Origin of the sequence: Prevotella sp. CAG:255, from assembly GCF_000431195.1 — a bacterium.
In the GTDB taxonomy this organism is placed as follows: Bacteria; Bacteroidota; Bacteroidia; order Bacteroidales; family Bacteroidaceae; genus Prevotella; species Prevotella rara.
Map to the genome: position 1 here is coordinate 120,415 of NZ_HF986862.1, position 21,480 is coordinate 141,894.

The window sequence follows — 21,480 nt, forward strand, 5'->3', positions numbered from 1 at the left end:
GCCATAATGCGCCTGCTGAACATCGACCAGCGGTTTTATCCCACATTATTCGACTTTAACGAGGTATGGAAGATTGACCTGCTCGACTTCATGGAGCACAATTTTACCGAGGACCTGACGCTCGAGGAGTTTGCGGCATACACGGGAAGGAGTCTAGCCACGTTTAAACGCGACTTTGCCAGGATAAGCACGCTGCCGCCTCAACGCTGGATTACGGAACACAGGCTTGAAAGGGCCAAGGAACTCATGATTAAATACGGACTGACGGCACAGGATGCGGGATATACGGCAGGATTTAAGAACAGATCGCACTTCTCACAAGCATTCAAAAAGATGTATGGCCATGCGCCGTCTGAATATATAAAAATGAAAGTGAAGAACGAAGAGCAGGCGCTGCGCGCAATGAAAAATTAAAAACGTCTTACGAAAGTGAAAAGTTAAAAATCCAAATGCGTAGTGGTTGACGAGAAGCAACAAAGCTAATTAAGGGAAGAGAGAAGAATTCATGTGCAGAGTGGTGATAAGAATCCACAGGGCTATTGACTTTAACTACTAGCCAACTTGTTGGCGATAACTCCTCTAACTACTTTAACTCCTAATGAAACTCCATAAAAAGGAGAGGCAAAAGCCATGCGGCCCTTACCTCTCCCGAAAAAATATATTCTCTCAACTTTTATTTCTTCTTCGCTGCACCTTTTACTAATACAGCCTTATACTCGTCAGGACTGTTGAGCAGGCGGCATGCCTCCTTCATCTGCTTGTCGTAGCGCAGACTGTTCTCCATGCTTCCTGCCTGATAATAGTAGGCCGCAATGATGTCGTTGGATATTATCTGCTTTAACACGTCCTTGTGATAATCAAGGTCTTTGGCTATGTTGTGCTTCAGCTTCTTCTCCAGATTCTCAAATTCGGCCTTGGCGTCGTCATAATAGCCCTCAAACTCAACAACCTTCTTTAGCGACTTTAGCAGTTTCTCGCTCTCAGGGTCGTAGGTGAATCCGCTCTTTATCACTCTCTGCTTGAAGTCCTCATAGTCGGCGTCAGAAAGCTCAAACTCAGAAGGCTTGGCTATCGTGGGGTGAGACGCTATATAGTCGACCTCATAGTCGAGCAGCACCTCGGTAGAGTCGAGTCCGCTCACGGTGAGATAGTAGGCAATGTTGGGCAGCGAGTCGGGGCGCACCTCTATGTCGGGCTTAATGCCTCCGCCGTCGCGCACCTCACGTCCGCCTGCCGTATAGAACACCTTGGTCAGGCTGTCGGGTATGTGCTCGGTATATCCGCCGCGCGCGTGCTTATAGTTTATTGCCTGTATGCAGCGTCCGCTCGGAATGTAGTATTTGCTTGTGGTCAGCTTCAGCTGTCCGTTGTATGATATGTCAACAGGCAACTGCACGAGACCCTTGCCATAGGTGCGCGTGCCCATGATTACGGCGCGGTCGAGGTCCTGCAGGCTTCCGCTGGTAATCTCGCTGGCGCTGGCCGACTCGCCGTTGACGAGCACCACAACGGGCATCACTGTGTCGATAGGCTCAACGGTGGTCTTATAGTCATAGTTGGCACGCTTCAGCTTGCCGCGCGTCTTCACCAGCGTGATGTCCTTCGGCACAAACATGTTGACAATGTTGACAGCCTCAGAGAGAGAGCCGCCGCCGTTGCCGCGCAGGTCGAGCACGAGGCCCTTCATGCCCTGCTTTTTCATCTCGATGAACGCCTTGCGCACATCCTTTGAGCAGTCTTCGGTGAAGCTGCTCAGATTGAGATAGCCTATGCTGTCGGGGCGCAGGCCGTAGTAAGGAATTGAAGGCATGTTGACAGAGCGGCGCGTTATTCTGAACTCCATGTTCTTGCCCGTGCTGGGGCGCTTCACCTTCAGCACGAACGTCGTGCCGGCGTCGCCGCGCAGATGCGAACTTACGTAGCTCACGTCCTTGTCGGTCATCACAGAGTCGTCGATGCTCAGGATGATGTCGCCCTTCTTCAGGCCCACCTCGGCAGCCGGGTTGCCTGCATAAGGCTCGTCGATGACCACGCGCTTCAGCTTCTGGTTGTAGCGTATCACGGCTCCTATGCCCACATAGCGGCCGGTTATCATCGTCTTAAGGTCGTTCACCTTGTCCTCGGGATAGTAGACGGTGTAGGGGTCGAGCGAGCGCAGCATCGAGTTGATGGCCGTGCCCACCACCTCGTCGGCGTTGAGCGTGTCTACATACATCAGGTCGAGATAGCTGTAAATCTCGTTGAACACCTGCATGTTCTTGGCCACGTCGAAGTTGTGGCTCTTGCTTTCCTGGGCCGACGCCGCCATGAAAGGCAGCATGAACAGCACCGCAAGCTGAAATAGTCTTATTCTCATCTTATGTTCTTATTGTTTCTTTTTCTTGTTGCAAAGCAAATTCATGCCCCATACGGCCGCAAAGCGTCAACGCGAGAGGCCTCAGCCCTGTTGCCGGCAATGCCCACAGCCGCCTCCACCGGCAGCAAAAGCATGCGCACGTGCCCTAAGCGGCAGAAGCAGCACACGCAGACTCACCGGCAGCCGGCCGGACACAGGCCAAAAAGCATGAGCCTAAGGCATGGTATCAGCAGCCGTATTGACTTATGCAAAGTTACATATATATATGGTGAAAACACCACTTTTCGGGGAAAAATTATTTTATTTTAGTCTAAAATTGAATTTTTTGCCAAAAAAGTTTGGAGGTTTCAAAAAATCTTCTTACCTTTGCATCGCATTTGAAAGGAAATGCATCACATGCTTCAATAGCTCAGTTGGTTAGAGCACCTGACTGTTAATCAGGGGGTCGTTGGTTCAAGCCCATCTTGAAGCGCAAAAAGGAGTTGCTTCGGTAACTCCTTTTTTGTTTTTGTATAATTTATCACTTTTAGCCGCAACGGCTACACCTTGCAGACAATACACCACATGAACAACAGCCACAACAAGATAATAATGCTGGGCACAGGCAGCGCAGGAGTTACAAGATGCTATAACACATGCTTCTTCCTGAAAACAGCCGACACAGCACTGCTCGTAGACGCAGGAGGCGGCAACGGCATAATGTCTCAGATAGAAAAGGCGGGCATAAACCTTACGGACATACACCACATGTTCATAACGCACGCTCACACCGACCACATACTGGGCGCCGTGTGGGTGGTGAGGATGATTATGCACAGGATTCTCGGCGGCGAATATAAGGGCAACCTGAACGTATACGGCAACGACAAAGTGATAAGCACGCTAAAGCAGATATGCCTCATGACGCTGCACAAGAACTATAACGCGCTGTTCGGCAGCCGCATCATGCTGTGCGAGAAGCTGAGCGGCGACGAATTTCAGGCCGGAGACATCAGCATGCAGTGCTTCGACGTGCTGTCGGACAAGGAAAAGCAGTTTGGCTTCCGTGCCATAATGCCTGGAGGAGCCACGCTGGTGTGCATGGGCGACGAGCCGTGCAACAGGACCAACTACCCTATTGCGCGCGGTGCCGACTGGCTTATGTGCGAGGCTTTCTGCCTGTATAAAGACCGCGATGTATTCAAGCCCTACGAGAAGTTTCACAGCACGGCCATGGACGCCGGAGCCGTGGCAGCCGAGCTGGGCGTGAAGAATCTGCTGCTATACCACACCGAAGACAAGACGCTGGCCACCCGCAGGACCGAATATACCCGCGAGGCGGCGCAGAGCTTCAAGGGCAACATTTTTGTACCTGACGACCTCGAAACTATAGACATCGACTGAACCGGGATGCGTAATAATGCGTGTGAAGACAATATAAGCCATGTAACACAGCCTGAACTTTGAAAAAATCGATATAAAGAGCACAAAATTGACCGGCTATCAACTATGCCACCGTCGGCAAAACATATCAATACAGGCTGCAGAATGAGGTCTGACGGCAATTAAACCCCAATCGGTAATTAGACCGCATATTACTTTATCAATTTTGTGCATTGATGATTTCAGCCGGTCTTTTTATTTCTATTGGCGTCCTTTTGTCAGATTATTCTTAACATAGCCCGCTATACCTGCGAAAAATCTAACCAAAATCCGCTCAATATAAAGCAAAAATACAGACCGAATACTAATGACTGATTTGGGTTAAAATCAGTAATCACATAATATAAAAGTTAACGGACAACAGCTTTATGTTTATTCTAAAGCTGTTGTCCGTTAACTTTTATATAAGGAGAACGACATTAATATGCCGTCAATCACCTTCTTTTTATCATGCAGTTGTTGTCTAAGACCATGTCAGGCCTCAGACAACAACATAGACATTATTATTTAGAAACGCGAACCTTGAAGTTCTTTACACCGTTGGCTGTCTTAGCCTTCAGAACGTAAACACCGCCCTGAACGCCAGAAATGTTCACAACATTAGTGTCAGTGCTGCTTACAAGTGTTCCGTTTACAGAGTAGAGGTCTACGCCAAGAACGCCGTCACCCTCAACACGTATATAGCTATCACCGTCACGTGTGATCTTGATGTCGTTGATGACATTCTCGCCAATGCCGGCAGCAGCAGCAAGAGTAAAGAACACTGCACCGCCTTCAACCTTACCTGCGACGCTGTAGTAAACGTCAACGTTAACCTTGTGTGTAGCATTCATGTCAGCGCCTTCGCCAAATGCATAGGTAAATGTAGGCTCTGTGAGAGTCTGCTCGTTGGCCTTAACGCCGTCAACTCTTACGTCGTAACCTTCAACAGGAAGCTCACTTGCATTAGGATCAGTAGCAATAAGACCCATCATCCAGTTGCCTACGTAACCGGTAGAAGAGAATGTTGCGCCCTCATCAAGAGAATACATATTGGCAATGCCTGTGAAAGGAGTCTCGCCGTCGAGAGCCAGAGGAGCCTCATTAGGAGTAACATCGAAGCAGTCGATGATAAGGTCATAAGAAGAGTTCTCATCAATAACAAACGGCTCGTCAAGTGTTACTGTGGTCCACTCATTGAGTTTGTAGTTCTCAACATACTGATTTACAATTTCCTCGCCGTCTTTTCTAATTATTACAGTGAAGTCTGCATCAGCTGTAGGATAGAAACGAACAGCCTTAACGTCATAGTTCCCAAAGCTTAACAACTTATCGCCAGAATAATTGGTAAGAGCCATGTATCCATAGTTAGTGCTCTCAGAAGCGATGGCACCCGGTGACGGATTCTTGCCGCAGTACTCAATGACAGTTTCATCATTATCTACCGGAACAGGCCAATTGAACACAGCAGTAGTAGCGTCGCCTCCGTTTGAAACGGCAACGTCATTTACAGCCTTGTATGCAGCCTTATTTGTAACAGCAGTGAAGTCGAGAGCTGTTTTTTCAGACACGCTGCCATTTTCATAAACAGCTTCTACGGCATAAGTATAATCGCCTGCAGGTACAGACTCATTTAAGAAGTTGGTTGTTTCAGATGTTCCAACCTTTTCATCATTACGATAAACGTTATAGTTTGCAACATTATCAATGTCGCTTGTCATGTCATCAGCCATGAATGTAGCTCCTATAGCCCATGTAACCGGGAATGTAATGCCCATGCTAGACTGTGAAGCCTCATTAAGAGAATAGAACTCTTTCTCTGTCACGAGTCTAACCATATCGCTATAGCCTGATACGCACTTCTCGTAAATTATACCAATAACGTCAGAGCTGTTCAATGAAGACGGAACTGTGGCCTTGACAGCGATATAAACATCGCCATCCTGAGGAACGCTTACAGGGTTAGTAAGAGTAACTGTGTTCTCCTGACCATAAATCAGCTCCTGGTCTACATGCTGTGTATAAACCAACTCCTGATCTTTATATATGTTGATATCCCAACCGCTGATCTTGGTTCTCGGAACAAACTTAACAGCAGAAATCTTATAGTCTTTATACATCTGCATTTCAGACTTGCTGTAGCGTATAGCTGACTCGAACGAGTTGCTGCCGCCGCCAAATCCGCTAACTTCGTCTTCAGCAGCATAATACTGTTTTGTAGGAAGATTGCTCTGCGGACGATTCCATGTGAGAAGCACATTTTCTGCATTCTTCATACGTGCGCTCAAAGCATAAGGAGCATTAGCTCCATCTGCTTCTACATTAACAGTAACAGAAGTTGAAGCTGCAGAAACTTGTCCGTCGTTGTATTCAGCAGTAACGTAATACTGATATGCTCCAACAGCGAGGTTTGCATCATAGTATTCTGCAGTTGTCAGCAGTGATGTATTCACCTTCTCGCCGTTGCGATAAACATTATAGCCCTTAATGTTTTCACTGTTCAGCAAAGGAGCCTTCCATGTAATCTTGGCTGTTGAAAGGCCTTCGAGCATTGCGCCCTGAACAGCAACAGGCTCCGGATTAGAACAATTCTGATTGAGTTTTACAACTGCAGAACGCAGATTCTGGTTGTTATCAACAAAAGTAAACGCGAAAACACTGTCATTCTTTGAAACAGAGCGGGCTATCATCAGATTATATTGTCCCTCACTGTCAATACGGGGAGCTATCATTCCATCTGCAGCAAAGTCAACGCCCTTAGCTATAAGATAGTCTTCCAGCTTCTGTGTCTTGCCGTCCTTATAGATAACAGGGAACTGAGCGCCATCGGCAGTCTGCTCATAACCAACAACAGAAAGGCTGTCGCTGAAATCATAAAGAACAAATCCCCAGAAGTCAGGGTTGATAGCAGAAATTGTTGTAGTTTTTCCTGTTGTAAAGTCATACAGACCTTGTTCATAAAGAGCTATGTTACCGTCGGTTGAGAACTTCTGTATGGCAAAATAAGGAGAACCATGAGAAATATTATCTGTAAGGAAATGGCGATTGCCTTCTTCGTCCCACATAACAGTGATACGTGTGCTGCCAGACTCCTTAGTATAAGTCCATCCACCGGCCTTGGATCCGTCGTCGGTAACAGCATATACAGAACCTGCATATCCGCCGCTCAGGTCACGCGCGAACTTACCATTATCCCATATAACCGGAGAATAAAGACCTGTGGCAGAATAAATAGATCCACCGATGAACCTTCCGTCAGGGCTGATACAGTTAGCTATACTGCTGGCGTCAGAATTGGTATATTTCAAACCATTCGGAAGCTCAAGATGATGCCACTTGCCATCACTCCAATAACCTGCAGAAGTAACCTCTGCCCCATTGGTTGAAGCCTCTGAGTCGGGATAAGAACCTACCACAACACCATTATTTGAAATGCCATAAGCAATGGTACCTGTACCAAGACTCTTGAGTTCGTTTGACTCAAGATTCCATACAAATGCAACAAGTGAACCTGTGCCATCATTAAGAGTACCGCAAGCCCACTTTCCGTTGGCAGAAAGAGCCGTTACATACTGATACGGGTCGCTGTACAAGATTACAGGCTTAGTGGCTGCGAGACCTTTCATGCATAGCAAAGAAAGGCAAACCGAAATGCAAAATTTTTTCATGTTGATTTTTTTAGTTATTTATAATATGATTTTCTTTACTGTTTTTCTTCCATTCTGTATTACCTGAACGATATAGCATCCTTTGAGGCCCTGACAGTTTACACTTAAGCGGTCTGAACCATTGGCTGATGCCTCACGTACAACACGGCCGTCGATACCTACCACACGCACCGACGAAGGCTGTGCTTCCGGTAGTATGATGCAGACATCACCATTATCAGAACAGATAATTTGTGCGTTCAAAGTGTTTCCGTCAACAGTATTTATAGCAGACGTAACATCAACAACGAGGTCTGTACTTGAAGCATTGAGTACCACGCCTGTACGGCTGTCAAATACCGTTGTAACGACACAAAGACTGTCTACGCCATACACGCGGTCTGGCAAAGTAAGCTGATAATCACATCCGTATTCACCGCCAGACTTTATTTCAGCAGGCAAGCTGTTAGGCACTCCGTTAATGATTGTGCTGCCTTCAATAGGCATGTCGTGGAAACGAACAAACGATCCGGGAATCTCCTGAGGCAGATAATAATATTCGCCTGAGCTTAACAAAGTGCATGAGTTGCGCTGAACCACATTGCCTTGAGTATATTCTTTGTCTACAATGGCAAAGCCTACCCTATATTTGTCTGATGAATTATCATAATCTGCGGCAAAAGAGACATTGGCATGCATATTCACCTTATTGCCGTCGAGAGCAGCCGTAGCAGTGACCATGGCTGTTGTAGGCTCAAGCATTGCCTTTTCAAGATAGCCTTCAGTGTGATACATATCTGTATTCTTGTAATCGAAGTCACGGTTGTATATCACAGAAGGCAGGCTTGAGAGCCAGCGTATCATACCATTTGCATACTCATTACAGATAAGAGGATCAGGACTCATATGGATCGACACTACTATGACGTCACTGCCCATGCGCTCCTTGACCTCATTAAGATAAAGAGTGCCGTCAGGACAATTAGGACACCAGCCACCAGTAATCTCCTCGAGCAAAAGCGTGCGCGGGAAATAAGAACTGATCACACTGTCAGTATAAACCTTCTGTTCTGTGCCATCTGCCATACGCAAACTGATGTCATAACGGTTAACACTGTTTGCTGTGATTGGAATGTCAAATTTATAGTCGAGCCCTTCCTCCGGCTCAAAGTCTGAGACATTTACATCTTCAGAAAGGACAGAACCACCAATGGTACATGCCACTGACTTGATGTCTGCCGTACGGCCTATATTACGCACCTTACCGCTGATTGTAGCCGAAGCAACATTACCGGAGAATCGGCTTGATGTATTTTTCACATCAAAATTGTAGCCATCAAGTTCGCCAATATACATATTGTCGATAGCCAGAATATACTTATTGAGGCTGGTGCACACAAAAGCAATATATATCTTCTGACCGGCAAACTGTTTAAGCGACACGGTGTGAGTCTTCCAAAAATAGCTTTCCCCATTAACACTAAAAAGTTCCTTAAAGCTGCCCGTATCATCATTACCTGTAGACACCATTACCTTATAGTCTTCCAAGTAATCATTATACACAGACTTGCCGTCCCAACAGAGATAAGCCTCTGAGTCAGAATCAATGGAAATTTGCGGTGTTATGAGCCAATTTTCCTGCGCGAAGTTATAATTACCTTGCGTGAAGCTGAATGCAGCCTTATTTGTTTTAACATCTATGACATTGGCTATCCAGCTTGGATTTATGGAAACATTTTTATAACAGAACGTAGCCACAGGATTCTCGTCACGGTCTATAGTAACAAAGTCAGAAGGAATACCATTGTCGAAATTCTCGGACAAATAGACCTTTGACTGTCCCATAGCCACAACAGAGAGAGCAGCAGCCATTACACCTGTAAGTACTCTTTTCATGTAGAAACTATTTATACGCTTTATTATGATTGTAGTTGCCTGTATTAGATTTAAAAAGTCCAGGTATGCACCATTTTCATGGCGCATACTTGGACATATCTACATTAGTGCTTACTGCCTGCAACAACTTTGTATACAGAAGAAACACCATTCTTGGTTACCTTAACAAGATATACACCGGCAGGATTGCTTGTAAGGTCAAGAGGTTCTTTGCGGCCTACTGCTATTACAGTTCCGTTGATTGAGCTGACATCCATTGTAGCACCATCAGCAACTGTCAATATGCCATTGTTATAGCTGAAATCAGGACCTGCATTAACAGCATCAATTGCAGACGGAATTATATCGTTAGAGATAGTAACTGTATCACTGTTAGCCTTACCTATGGCATATACAGCCTGAACATAGATGTCTGAAGACAATTCTGTATTCTCGTCACCCCAGCCAATAGACATCTTGTAGCTGTTGGTTGTAATAGGATTCTCGAAATTGTCCTGAATCTTCATTCCCTTGACAAATACATTATACTGAACGAACATATACTTGTCCTTGTCTGCAGGCTCATCCCATTCTATTGTAACAAAGCACTCTCCTGCTTCATAAGAAACGTCAACACCATGAACGTTTGTAACTGCAGGAAGCTCTGTGTAAACATTAGCGCGCACGAGATCAGATACGTTCATACCATATCCATATGAATTCATAGGCTCTTCGCCGCTCTTGTCTGCGTCTGCGTCAACAGGCTGAACAAAATATTCATAGTCGCCATTCTTTACATACTCGTCAGTATAAGTAATCATACCGTCAACAGCGTCTTCAGCAGTTACTCTGGCAATCTTGATACCATGACGCATAATGTCATAAGCAACATTCTGAACACCTTCTATTGTTGTTGCATCAAACGTAAGTTTTACAGTATTAATTTTATCTGCAACTTTCTCAGCTACCAGCTTAGGAGCTGTCTCGCTCTCCGGCTTATAGTACTCTGTAACATAATAATAAGCGTTTTCGCCCCAGTTTGAATCATAAGGATTATATGTATATGCCTGATTCTTTATACGCATAGGTTCAGCGCTTTCAAGCGTATATACAGTCTTAGTGTTTGGCATTTCCTCATAAACGGTTTCGCCATTTTCTCCTTCTTCTGCATTTATATCATAAGTTATATAAGTAGAAAGCAAGCCGTCAACATAGTCCCAATATTCACTCTGTGTAGGAACGCCGTTAACATCATACTTTTTCTTTGAAATCACATTGTTTCTACCATCATAGACAACGTCCATGGTAAACTTATAGTTATCATATTTTCCGTCGCCTTTAACTTTTGTAGGACAGTCGAGAGCAATAAAATCGCTGTAGCTCTCTTCTTGCATGATATAAGGTTTACCGCCGTTCATTGTTCCATAAGTATCTGGTCTGTAACGGGCGTATCTTACCTTGTTGCCGTTTTCATCATATTCATATATGATAGAGTCTTTGCTCTGCATGTTATACTCGCAAACCAGTCTTCCTGCATCGTCATATGAATAGAATGTAGTGTCGTTAGAAGCCTTGAAAGCAAAGTCCTCACCATCATACAGACCATATTGCTGTGAGTACATTTTAACCAATTGCTTCTTATCATTATAAACATAGATATTGAATCTGCTCGGAACAAATTCGCCAGTTACATAATCAGCACCATAATTGGCAGCAGAAATAATAAGATTGTCTGAGTTGTAATAGCTTACATCCTTAGTGCTGATACCTTTGGCTGTACCCATAACATCGCCCCATTTCTCAACTGAGCGGGCAACATATCCATCCAGACTGTAAGCCTTGTTGTCTATAGTAACAGTATCACTGTTAACCTTACCTATGGCATAAACAGCCTGTACATAAAGATCCTTTGAGATATTATTAGCTTCAGAACCCCATCCAATGGCTATTCTATAGCTGTTAGTGGTAAGAGTGTCACCCTGATTGTCTTGTATTTTCATGCCTTTAACGAACACATTATACTTGACAAATTTATAATAATCCTTATTGGCAGGCTCATCCCATTTCAACGTAGCAAAGCACTGGCCGTCAACATAATCTACATATGCCTTATGTATATTCGTCACAGCAGGTAGCTCCGTATCAAAGTTAACACGGATAAGATTTGAAGAGTTCATACCAAATCCGTAAGAATTAAGTGCCTCTTCACCACTTGTGTCGGCATCAGCGTCAACAGTCTGCACAAAATAGTCGTAGTAACCATTCTTTACATTCTCGTCTGTATAGGTTATCTGACCGTCTTTCGCATCTGCAGATGTCAGGCGTGCAACCTTTATTCCATGACGCATAATGTCATAAGCTACGTTCTGAACACCGCTCAAAGGCACAGCATTGAAGGTTAATTTAACAGCATTAAGTTTATCCGTTACTTTTTCAGCAGATAACTCAGGAGCCGAAGTTGCATCTGGTTTAAAATATTCTGATACATAATAATAAACATTTGTACCCCAACTTGAATTTTGCTTGTTATAACTATAACCCTGCTCCTTTATACGCAAAGGATCTTCGCCAACTACAGTGTATTCCGTCTTAGTGGTAGGAGTTTCCTCATAAGTCGTTTCATCGTTCTCGCCGGCAACGCTGCTAACCTTATATTTAATATAGTTGGTCAGTTGTCCGTTATTGTATGTCCAATACTCGCTTTCCGTCGGAACATCGCTTGAGTTGAACTTTTTCTTGGAAATCATGTTAAAGTCAGCATCATAGGCAATGTCGTAAGAAACCTTATAGCTGTCATATCTGCCGTCACCTACTATTTTTCTCGGACAATTAGGAGCAACGAAGTCGCTGTATCTCTCCTCCTGCATAACATAAGGCTGTCCGTTGTTTATAGTTCCGTAGAAATCAGGCAAATATCTTGCATATCTCACTTTGTTGCCCTGATCGTCATACTCGTAAACAATAGAATCCTTTGACTGAATTCCTTGTTCACAGATCAGTCTGCCAGCATTGTCATACGAATAGTAAACAGTGTCGACAGATGCCTTAAAGGCGAGATCCTCGCCGTCATACAATCCATATTGCTGAGAATACTTCTTAACAAGCTGTTTCTTGTCATTATACTCATAGACAGTGAATCTGCTTGGAAGATACTCACCGGTGACATAATCAGCGCCATAGTCTGTTTCAGAAACAATCTGATTGTCTGAATTGTAATAACTTACAGCCTTGGTGCTGATACCTTTGGCATCACCCATAGCATCACCCCATTTTTCTACGCATCTCAACTTCATATCCGGACTCTGCGCAAAGGCAGTTCCACCTACAGTAATTGCCGCCAATAATGCAGCAGCGTAATGTTTAATCATAGGCTTTAATTGTTAAAAAAATTAGTATATAATGATTTACCCCTAGTATTAAATGTTAAGTAACAACGTTTAAGAGTCGTCAAAGTTTTCACACAACACCATGCGTGATAGCTTGTAGAACCGGGGACTGGTGCCATATGCCAGTCCCCACATTCTACTCATGCTAAACTTATTTTTACATTATTCAGCGGGCAATAACTGATTTAGCCGTAGCTGTCTTGCCGTCTCTGACAGCCCTGGTTACATATATTCCAGGACTGAGAGTAAATGTTTCACCCGGATTTTCACACTTGCGCACAAGTTTTCCGTTTATGTCATATACATACATGCGGTCGAAGTTTCCGTCTGCCTTAACACAGTCTGAAGAGCCATACAGGCGTCCGCTGACATTATTCTCCACCACTTCACTAATGCCGCTGGCAGCACCTCCGTCTGTAAATCTCACTTCAGCACAGTTATACACCTTACGGTCTGTAACGTCTGAAGGATTATAGTTGCTTACGATAGCAACAAGATACATCTGTTCCGGCAGTGTCTTTACGTTTATGCCATAGTATGTAGACAATATGCTGTCAGGCAATGTATATGAAATTTCTTTTGTAAATTCCTTACCTTCTTCAAGAGCAACCGACTCGCCCCAAGCACCGTTCAGACAGCCTCTGAACACGTGTCTGTGCATATAAGCCGAACCTCCGTTCTGCTGCATACCCATAATTGAGTCCTGAACAATGCACAATGTAAGTCTCGGATCTGTTCCTGCCGGCTTTACATAGGTCTTTATCTTAACCGTACCGGAAAGCAGACTGGTGTTCTTGTCAAAATCAGTATTCAACTGCAATTCAACATAGGGCTGAATTGTTGCCTGTTTATCAATGCTCTCATTTATATAAACACGGCTTACGTTAAACACCGGTGAAGCTGCACTTATATTCTCATTCGTAGCTCTGTTAAGCATAAAAGCAGGAGCAAACGTTGAGCTGCTGTTATAAAAGTCAACATAGGCATCATCCTCTTCCATCGTGAAAGAATCAGGCTGATAACCAGAATGGTGTCCGATCTGAACTATGCTTTCGGTGCGGTCCTTAAGCGTTGCTTCCATTACTTCATGGCCGTCAGGACAGTTGATGCAAAGCTGAGAAGTGAAATTCTCAAGCAAATATGAGCGCTGAATGTCAGCCGGATAGAAATAGACCGTACTCTGGCACTCGTTATCCGTGGCGTCAGTGTCTGCCGTGCCGTTTATATTATCTACAGACAGTTCGACCACCTTGCGTCCCTGGCTCTCTGTCAGTATATTCGGAATATCAAAATTATATGTTGACGCATTGGGTATCGACACTCCGCTTACTGTAAATGTCTCTGTCTCCTTATTGTCAAACTTGCAGTGAACGTCAAAACTTGTCACAGTCTCACTTCCGAAGTTATACAACTGACCCTGAAATTTATATTCGCTTTCAGTCTTATAATAGCCATCAGCATCGAAAGGACGCACTGAAACATCAACAAAAGCCGGTGCATCATCAACAAGCAACATAATGTTAAAGCATCCCATCTTGTTGCTGAACAGATCCACCCATTCTCCGTCTTCATTTACGCCGTATGAACAGCCTTTCTCTCCGTAGCTGCGGTCGAAAGCCAAAGGTCTGTAGTTAGTGGTGCTCGTAACTGTAAAACCGAAATAAAGGTCCTTATCTGCTGTTATTTCAAAAGGTGTGTCAAGAGTAAAATTCTTCCAACTTGTACTTACTCCGCTAATAGCCTGCTCGTACAAAGGAGTGCCGTTAAGATTGTCCGTGATAAAGAACTTAACCGACTCGACGTTTCTCGTACCGAACACGCCTCTGACACCTGTAATTTTCTTGCCTGCCAAGGTCTTCAACTTTGACACAGGTATCCTGATAGCAGCCGACTGCTGTTCGCTGCTATTGAGCCTTACACCGTCTGTACGTTCGAAGTCACCATTACTGTAACCTATTTTTGTCTGTGCAGACATACAAATTGGGAGCATCAGCATCCCCATAACAAAAGTAGAACCTTTTATCATAATATTACACTTAACCGAATTTTATATATAAATTAATAGAGAATGTGTGTCTTTAATATCTAATTGTTCACAACAATTAGCAATTAAGTATAAATTCATCAAAAGCAAAAACAAACATTATGGTTAAAATTCGTAAAAGTAATATATTAAAAGTAATACAATTATTTTTAGTAAAAATTTATCGTAAATAACCATAGTTTAATTTTATTTTATCATAAAATAAAAAAAGTATAAAAAAAATATTACATAAAAAGTTAAAAGGCACGGGTAAATATTTACATTTATATACTGTTTTTAACCTATATGTGCTAATATTATAAAAATAAGTCGCATAATACTAAAAATAATTATCAAAAATTTTTACATCATACTTTAAAACATGAGCAAAAAACATACATTTCACTTATAATCACACAAAACATGCGTACATAAAGACAATTTGTTGAGCAATATGGCTCTGAAAAAATATACAATACATTTTCATATACCTATGAATATTTATGCACATTGAAAGAATACCGTACAACGGATTATCATTGTAAAACCGTTAACGGATAATAAATATCAAAATATTACACGACACATATACACAATATCATTCTTTTTAATATCTTTGCACCGACAATATAGAACATCGGACACATTATATTAAAATACGACAGCCCTTCCGTATGAGCCAAAAACTCATCGTTAAAGACGAAAAAACGCCGGTGTATCTTGCAGAATACGCTATGATAAACATTTATAACTGTGATTTAAGAGATGAATTTCTGTTAATAGCCCGACAGATTTTTTCATTAATTTTAAAATAACATATATAATATAAACAAAAAACATTAACCAACTTTAGAAATATGAGAAGAGTTTTTACCTTAGCACTGTCTTTATTGACAGGAAGCCTGTTTGCCAACGCACAGATTGACAACACGTTTTCTTTTATTGATGCCGAAGGAAATGTAATAGAAGACGGCACTACAATAAAACGTACAAACATTGAGAACGATACGTTCTACGGCCCTGTGATTCATTCGGGCTTGTCGGTAAAAAAGAACGTGGAAGGCTCGGTTTACGCAAGAGTTGACTACACTATAAAAGAGATGACTGAAGGAACTGCATATCAGATATGCTTTGTCAACTGCAAGTCGCCTAACCTTGAAGCCGGAAGCTACACCTCTGCCGTATCACCCATGATGGGCGACACAGAACCATTCATGGACGAATGGATACTCGACGCCAACTATAATCCTTTTGGCGACGACCCTGTAGCCAACGTAAAGCCCGGCTCGCTGATGACCATAACATATACAGTGAAGAAGCTCGCTGATGCCAACGACACTTCTGATGGAATTGCAGGCCCGTCGATAACCGTCGAATTTACAAACGAAGACGTTACATCGATAAGCGGAACTGTATCAGAAGACAACGGCAGCATTGTTGCATACTACAGCCTTGACGGACGCAAACTGACTGCTCCGAAAAAGGGTGTAAACATCATTAAGTACGCCAACGGAAAGACGGCAAAAAAAGTTATAAGATAATATAACCCCGACTATAAAACATAACAGCGTGGAAACCGTCTTGGCAGTTTCCACGCTGTTTTTATTTTCTGTAACAAAAGTCTGGCACAATTAAGAAGAAATCAGCCGCAACGGAGCACGCCTATGCCGCAACGGCGCGCAGCTTGCTGCTCAACGGCAGGATAAACAGGAGGCAGACAACGGCTCCGCATGCCATGACGAGGCCTGAAGTGAGGGTTATGTCGCCAATGCCTACAAGCGGACTCGAAAGGGCACCGGCAACAAAGCCGGAGGCACCGAAGATGGCACTGGCAGCACCGGCATTGTCGCGCTCGCTGTCGAGGGCTATGGCCGTCAAAGGCGGCTGCATCAGTCCGAAGCATATCAGCGTGTAGATATATGCCAGCATGACTATCCAGAGGGGCATGGCCGTGTTGAGCAGGAACGCAAGCAGCAGCGTGCCGGCAAGCATGCCCAGACCGCCGAAGCGCAGGCATGTGCCCTGACTGCGGAAACGCGTGGCCATGGCGGCACCAACGCCTATCATGAGCGCGTTCAGGCCGAAACAGAGACTATAGCCGAGCGGCGAAAGATGATACACCTGCTGCATGATAAACGGCGAAGAGGCTATGTAGGCAAAGAACATAAAGAAGCAAGCCATCTCGGCCATGACGGAAAGAGTGAAGCGAGAGTTGCGAAACACGCGGAACAGATTGCCGTACACCTTTATCACGCTCTTCCGTATGCGGTTGGCAGGCTGCAGCGTCTCAGGCAGAAACATACTGCACACCATGAGCACAAGTCCCACGGCAAGAATGACTGCAAAAACGCCTGTCCACGACGTAACGCCGGCCATAAGTCCGCCGACCACCGGGGCGCACACTGGTGCAATGCCGTTGATGGCGCCGAGCAGAGCCATGAAGCTGGCAAGCTCGCGGCCTGTGTACATGTCGGCCGACATGCTCTTGGCAATCACTATGCCTCCTGCACCGGCCAGTCCCTGCAGCACGCGCATGGCGTTAAACATAAATATATCTCCCGAGAATATGCACAGCAGCGACGCCACCACAAAGAGCAGCATAGAGCCAACCAATATGCGCTTGCGCCCATACTTGTCGGTGAGCGGCCCTATGAACAGCTGACCGGCGGCAAGACCTATCATGCCGGCCGTGAGGCTCATGGAGGCCAGCGCGGGCGTGGTGTGGAAATAGCCTGTCATCTCCGGCAGCACCGGAAGATAGAAGTCTGTAACGAACGGACCGAAGGCCGTAAGCATGCCGAGCGTGGCAGGAATAAATACTTTCATGTTTTGTTTCATTGTTATCCTCCATTATCTTATTCGGGTGCAAAGTTAGCAAAAATGTGTGAGCCGCGAAAAGAATCACGGCAGGCTGCCGACCACGCATATACTAAACCGCAGGGTTTTATAGACCAAAAACATAGACGGATATACGAAAAATATGGACGAAGACCGATTCAGACCTGACTAATCTCAAGAGTTACGCCTGCCCTACGTGCCTTTTGCCTCTGCCGCAACAACTTAGGGCAGCCATCCGTAGATAGCTCCGTGACACGTTAAGCAGGCCGCAGCCTGTCATTGTGTCACCGCAAAAATGTACGGATTTTCCGATGAAATAGAAAATAATAAGGCAGGCAGACTGCCTTAATGGTAAAGTATATTTACATTATCATGCAAAAGGTATGCTTTAGGAAAATAACTCGGCCACTTTTCAGCAGAAAACAGGCCGGTTTCATCGCACAAACAGCCCTGTTTTTTCATTGAAAAACGGGCGTTTTTGTCCCAAATCGGACAAAAATCTTTGCACAGAACGGCATCGGCGCATGTAACATACTGCTATCTAAGCTTTTGCGTTTGCACACGATTTTGAGCCATTTTTGCGGCCAAATGGTTTTTATTTTCAAATATCGCAGTATGAGAGCGTCAACAAAAATCAATGTGTAAGCATATCAGAGATTAAGGTTACAGATGTATTTTCAAGGCGACGGAAATGCTGCCGGCTATGTTTTCTGCGGATAATGCGGCGGTTACGGCAGAATGTCAGCGGCATAATATATCGCCAAGAGAGCTGACACAGACCGCTGCAGGACATCTGAGCGGCACATGAACCATTCAATATTCTACCTTTATTCTTCAGTTAAACGTAAGAACAAAGCCACACACCGGGTGAGCCCGCGGCTTTACTATAACAGGTGCAGGAAAACAAAAACCATGTATTGCGCTCCTGTAAAGCACAATACATGGTTATGTATCAAGGTGAAAAATACGATGAAATCGGCTATCTGACAAACTCGACACTGCCGGGAATCTTCTGCCATTTGCCCCTCACGGCAAACTTCAGCGTGCTTCCGCCCTTCTTGGTGTACGAGTAGGTGCCGTCAGAGTTGCGCTTTATCACGGCCGTAAAGTCTTCGCTGCCGTAGTCGTTGATCACTTCTATCTCGGCCTCATTCTTGCTTTTAATCTGCGACGACACGATAATCCACTTGCCCGTGCTCTGCTTAGAGGCGATGAATCCGTCCACTTTGCCCAGCACGGCCTGCCCCGGCACGTCCACGTTCTTGTCGTAGAGATTCATCGTTATGTATATTTTATATTCGTCGTTGTGCAGGGTAACGTTGAATGTTGAGTCGGTCTGCGCCGGCAACAGCAGCGGAACGAGGCTCACGAAGAGCGCAAAAATAAGTTTTTTCATAAGCTAAAATATTGTTTCTGCAAATTTAATCAGTTACGGCCAAACTCTTCTCTCAAAACATCTAAAAAACATTATAGGCGCAAATTATTTTCGTCAGCGCGGCATTTACAGTCATAACAGGCGCACGGCAGACGCTTCACGGATGCGATGAAACGGCGATTTTTCTGTCTGAAGGCCTATTATCTCCGCCACAATGCGCAATAGTAACAATAAGGCTTGTATCTCCCATAGACCACGAAAAGGCCCTGACCAGGCCTCGCAGGCATAAGACATAAAAAAAGCGCGCCGCTTTTGCGGCGCGCCATAGCTAAATCATATGAAAGACAAATCCGTTATCACAACGGTATTTTATATTTACGCAGAGAGCATTACTCTACGTTCATTTCCTTGAGCAGACGGTCAGCGTGGCCCCACTTGTCCATCATGAAGATGACATAGCGGATGTCAACACCGATGCAGCGTGCCAGGTTCTTCTCGAAGTAGATGTCGCTTGACAGGCTGTCCCAGTTGCCGTCGAAGGCCAGACCGATGAGTTCGCCCTTGCCGTTGAACATAGGCGAGCCGCTGTTACCGCCGGTGATGTCGTTGTTTGTCAGGAAGCAGAGCTGCATCTTGCCCGTTGTCTTGTCCTGATACTTGCCGAAGTCCTTGGCTGAAAGGAGTTCTGACATGATAGGCTCTGCATAATAGTCAGAGAAGTTGTCGCTGGTCTTCATCTTCTTGACGATGCTCTCGGCTGTTGTATAGTAGCCTGAAGGCGAGCCGTTCATGGTGAATCCGCCAACGCGTCCGTAGCTGAGGCGCATTGTCATGTTGGCGTCGCTGTAGTGAGGCATATCCTCTTCCATGCGCAGACGTGCGGCGCAGAGATATTTCTCCTGCAGAGCTATCGAGTCGCTGAGTGTTCCGAGAGCCTCCTTCTGGTCAGCAAGATACTTCTGGAGCGACAGTCCGAGCTGTATGCCCGGGTCTTTCTCTGTACCCTTCTTGTTGAAGTAGATCTTTGCGCCCTTCTTCATGAGGATAGACTTCTTGTAGAGATAGTCAACATAAGCCTTGCAGTTGCCCTTGAACTTCTTGTCGATTGTTGTATAGAACGACGGCAGATACTGCTTGTCTACGTGCTCGCGGTAGTTCTGGAGCAGCACAGAGAACACCTCTTTATCCAGTGCCTCGTCCCATGCGTCGCTGTTGTCCTCAAACTCGTTGTACATCTTCAGCGAGTCTTTCTCTGAGCCCTTGGCCTCCATGCCGTTGCAGTATTTGAGCGCACGTGATGTCAGCTCGCATGTTCCGTTGAATGTTTCATACCAGTAATAGAAGGCACGCATGCGGTCGAAACGCTCGCCGTATAGCTTTGCCATCTTGTCGAAGTCGAGCTTGCCCTGCAGGTATCCTGTCTTCTCCTGATACTGGCGGATAAGCTTCTCGTAAGCCTGCTTCTGACCGATGATACCGATAGAATCGATACATTTGTTCATACCCATAGAGTTTTTCCAGTAGTTGGCGCTCTGTGCGTACTTAGAGTCATACTTGATGCGCACAGCCTCGTCGGCCTGCATGTGGCGCTTCATTATCTCCTGCTTTACGCCGCGCACCTGCACACGTGTTGCGTTGCCTGCGTCGCGCATCTCCTTGATGCCGTAAGAAGAGAGATAACGCTCGGTGCTGCCGGGATAACCAACAGTCATTGCGAAGTCGCCGTCCTTGTATCCGTCGAGCGAAACCTGTGCCCAGTGAGGTGCCTTGTAGGGCACATTGTCCTTAGAATATTCTGCCGGGCCGTTAGTCTTCGGGTCGGCATATATACGGAACACGCTGAAGTCGCATGTCTGGCGCGGCCACATCCAGTTGTCTGTCTCGCCACCGAACTTACCCATAGACTTAGGTACGGTGAAAACGAGGCGCACGTCGGTAAACATGCGGTATGTAGTGGCAAAATACTGGTTGCCTTCATAGTATGGGTCAATCTCCACGTGAAGACCTTTGTCGGCCTGACGTGCCTCTTCTGTCATAGCGGCGGCAACAGAGTCGATGAGCTGTGTGGCCTCCTCGTCAGACAGTTTGTCGATGCCGAGAGCCTTGAGGCGCTGGCTTACGTCCTCCTGCTTAACCATGAAACTAACGAAGAGGTTTTCGTTAGGAAGCTCTTCTTCATAGCTCTTGGCATAGAAGCCGTTGAGCATGTAGTCGTGCTCCACGGTAGAGTGGCTGCGTATTGCCTCAAAACCGCAGTGATGGTTGGTGAATACAAGGCCATCGGGCGATACAACCACGCCCGAGCAGAAGCCGCCAAAGAGCACTACAGAGTTCTTGATGGCGTCCTTGCTGCCATAAATGTCGTTGTAAGGAAGACTGAAACCGTAAGATTTCATCTGGTCGTAAACAGCCTGTGGCAGGTTGTAGAGCGTCCACATTCCTTCGTCAGCATGAGCCATGGGGGCAGCCGCCATGAGCGCTGAAAGTAATAGAGCTTTTGCTTTTTTCATTGTGTATGTTTTAAAAGGATTAAGGATAATTGTCGATTATATTATTATATCTGTTACGGTCACTGACGT

11 protein-coding genes and 1 tRNA gene are annotated in these 21,480 nt (G+C 45.2%); 4 read left to right on the plus strand and 8 right to left on the minus strand.

The features are described 5' to 3' along the window. Positions 1–6 precede the first annotated feature (6 nt). Positions 7–414, plus strand: coding sequence for a helix-turn-helix domain-containing protein (locus QVO66_RS13210; RefSeq protein WP_021855978.1), 408 nt, complete (start codon positions 7–9; stop codon positions 412–414). A 259-nt stretch (positions 415–673) separates the two neighbouring features. Here QVO66_RS13210 and QVO66_RS13215 read toward each other — a convergent pair whose 3' ends face one another. After that, on the minus strand, positions 674–2,356 hold the full coding sequence (locus QVO66_RS13215) for a S41 family peptidase (protein ID WP_021855979.1): 1,683 nt from the start codon (positions 2,354–2,356) through the stop codon (positions 674–676). Between the two features lie 398 nt (positions 2,357–2,754). Here QVO66_RS13215 and QVO66_RS13220 point away from each other — a divergent pair. Both QVO66_RS13220 and QVO66_RS13225 read left to right on the plus strand, forming a co-directional pair. Further along, positions 2,755–2,828: transfer RNA gene (locus QVO66_RS13220), tRNA-Asn, on the plus strand. 92 nt (positions 2,829–2,920) lie between these two features. Continuing rightward, positions 2,921–3,739 carry an MBL fold metallo-hydrolase gene (locus tag QVO66_RS13225; protein ID WP_021855980.1) on the plus strand — a complete coding sequence of 273 codons (819 nt, stop codon included), beginning with the start codon at positions 2,921–2,923 and terminating at the stop codon, positions 3,737–3,739. A gap of 542 nt (positions 3,740–4,281) precedes the next feature. On the opposite strand, the gene QVO66_RS13230 is transcribed toward QVO66_RS13225, so the two are convergent. The 4 genes from QVO66_RS13230 to QVO66_RS13245 all read right to left on the minus strand — a co-directional run bounded on the left by QVO66_RS13230 (position 4,282) and on the right by QVO66_RS13245 (position 14,655). Further along, positions 4,282–7,425: a hypothetical protein gene (locus QVO66_RS13230; RefSeq protein ID WP_021855981.1), complete on the minus strand. Its 3,144-nt coding sequence runs from the start codon at positions 7,423–7,425 to the stop codon at positions 4,282–4,284. Positions 7,426–7,443: 18 nt separating this feature from the next. Then, positions 7,444–9,300 carry a T9SS-dependent choice-of-anchor J family protein gene (locus QVO66_RS13235; RefSeq protein ID WP_021855982.1) on the minus strand — a complete coding sequence of 619 codons (1,857 nt, stop codon included), beginning with the start codon at positions 9,298–9,300 and terminating at the stop codon, positions 7,444–7,446. Positions 9,301–9,404: 104 nt separating this feature from the next. Beyond that, entirely contained in the window at positions 9,405–12,647 is a 3,243-nt protein-coding gene (locus tag QVO66_RS13240) for a hypothetical protein (protein ID WP_021855983.1), read from the minus strand. A 184-nt stretch (positions 12,648–12,831) separates the two neighbouring features. Continuing rightward, positions 12,832–14,655 (minus strand): Omp28-related outer membrane protein, encoded by a 1,824-nt coding sequence (locus QVO66_RS13245; protein WP_288172905.1) that lies wholly within the window; start codon positions 14,653–14,655, stop codon positions 12,832–12,834. A gap of 890 nt (positions 14,656–15,545) precedes the next feature. On the opposite strand from QVO66_RS13245, the gene QVO66_RS13250 reads away from it, so the two are divergent. After that, complete coding sequence (locus QVO66_RS13250) at positions 15,546–16,229, plus strand: hypothetical protein (RefSeq protein WP_021855986.1); 684 nt, start codon at positions 15,546–15,548, stop codon at positions 16,227–16,229. A 121-nt stretch (positions 16,230–16,350) separates the two neighbouring features. Here the strand turns inward: QVO66_RS13250 and QVO66_RS13255 are convergent, their stop codons facing one another. The 3 genes from QVO66_RS13255 to QVO66_RS13265 form a co-directional block, all read right to left on the minus strand. Continuing rightward, positions 16,351–17,514 carry a multidrug effflux MFS transporter gene (locus QVO66_RS13255; protein ID WP_021855987.1) on the minus strand — a complete coding sequence of 388 codons (1,164 nt, stop codon included), beginning with the start codon at positions 17,512–17,514 and terminating at the stop codon, positions 16,351–16,353. A gap of 991 nt (positions 17,515–18,505) precedes the next feature. Beyond that, positions 18,506–18,922 (minus strand): hypothetical protein, encoded by a 417-nt coding sequence (locus tag QVO66_RS13260; RefSeq protein WP_021855988.1) that lies wholly within the window; start codon positions 18,920–18,922, stop codon positions 18,506–18,508. A gap of 368 nt (positions 18,923–19,290) precedes the next feature. Further along, positions 19,291–21,411, minus strand: coding sequence for a S46 family peptidase (locus QVO66_RS13265; RefSeq protein WP_021855989.1), 2,121 nt, complete (start codon positions 21,409–21,411; stop codon positions 19,291–19,293). Positions 21,412–21,480 lie beyond the last annotated feature (69 nt).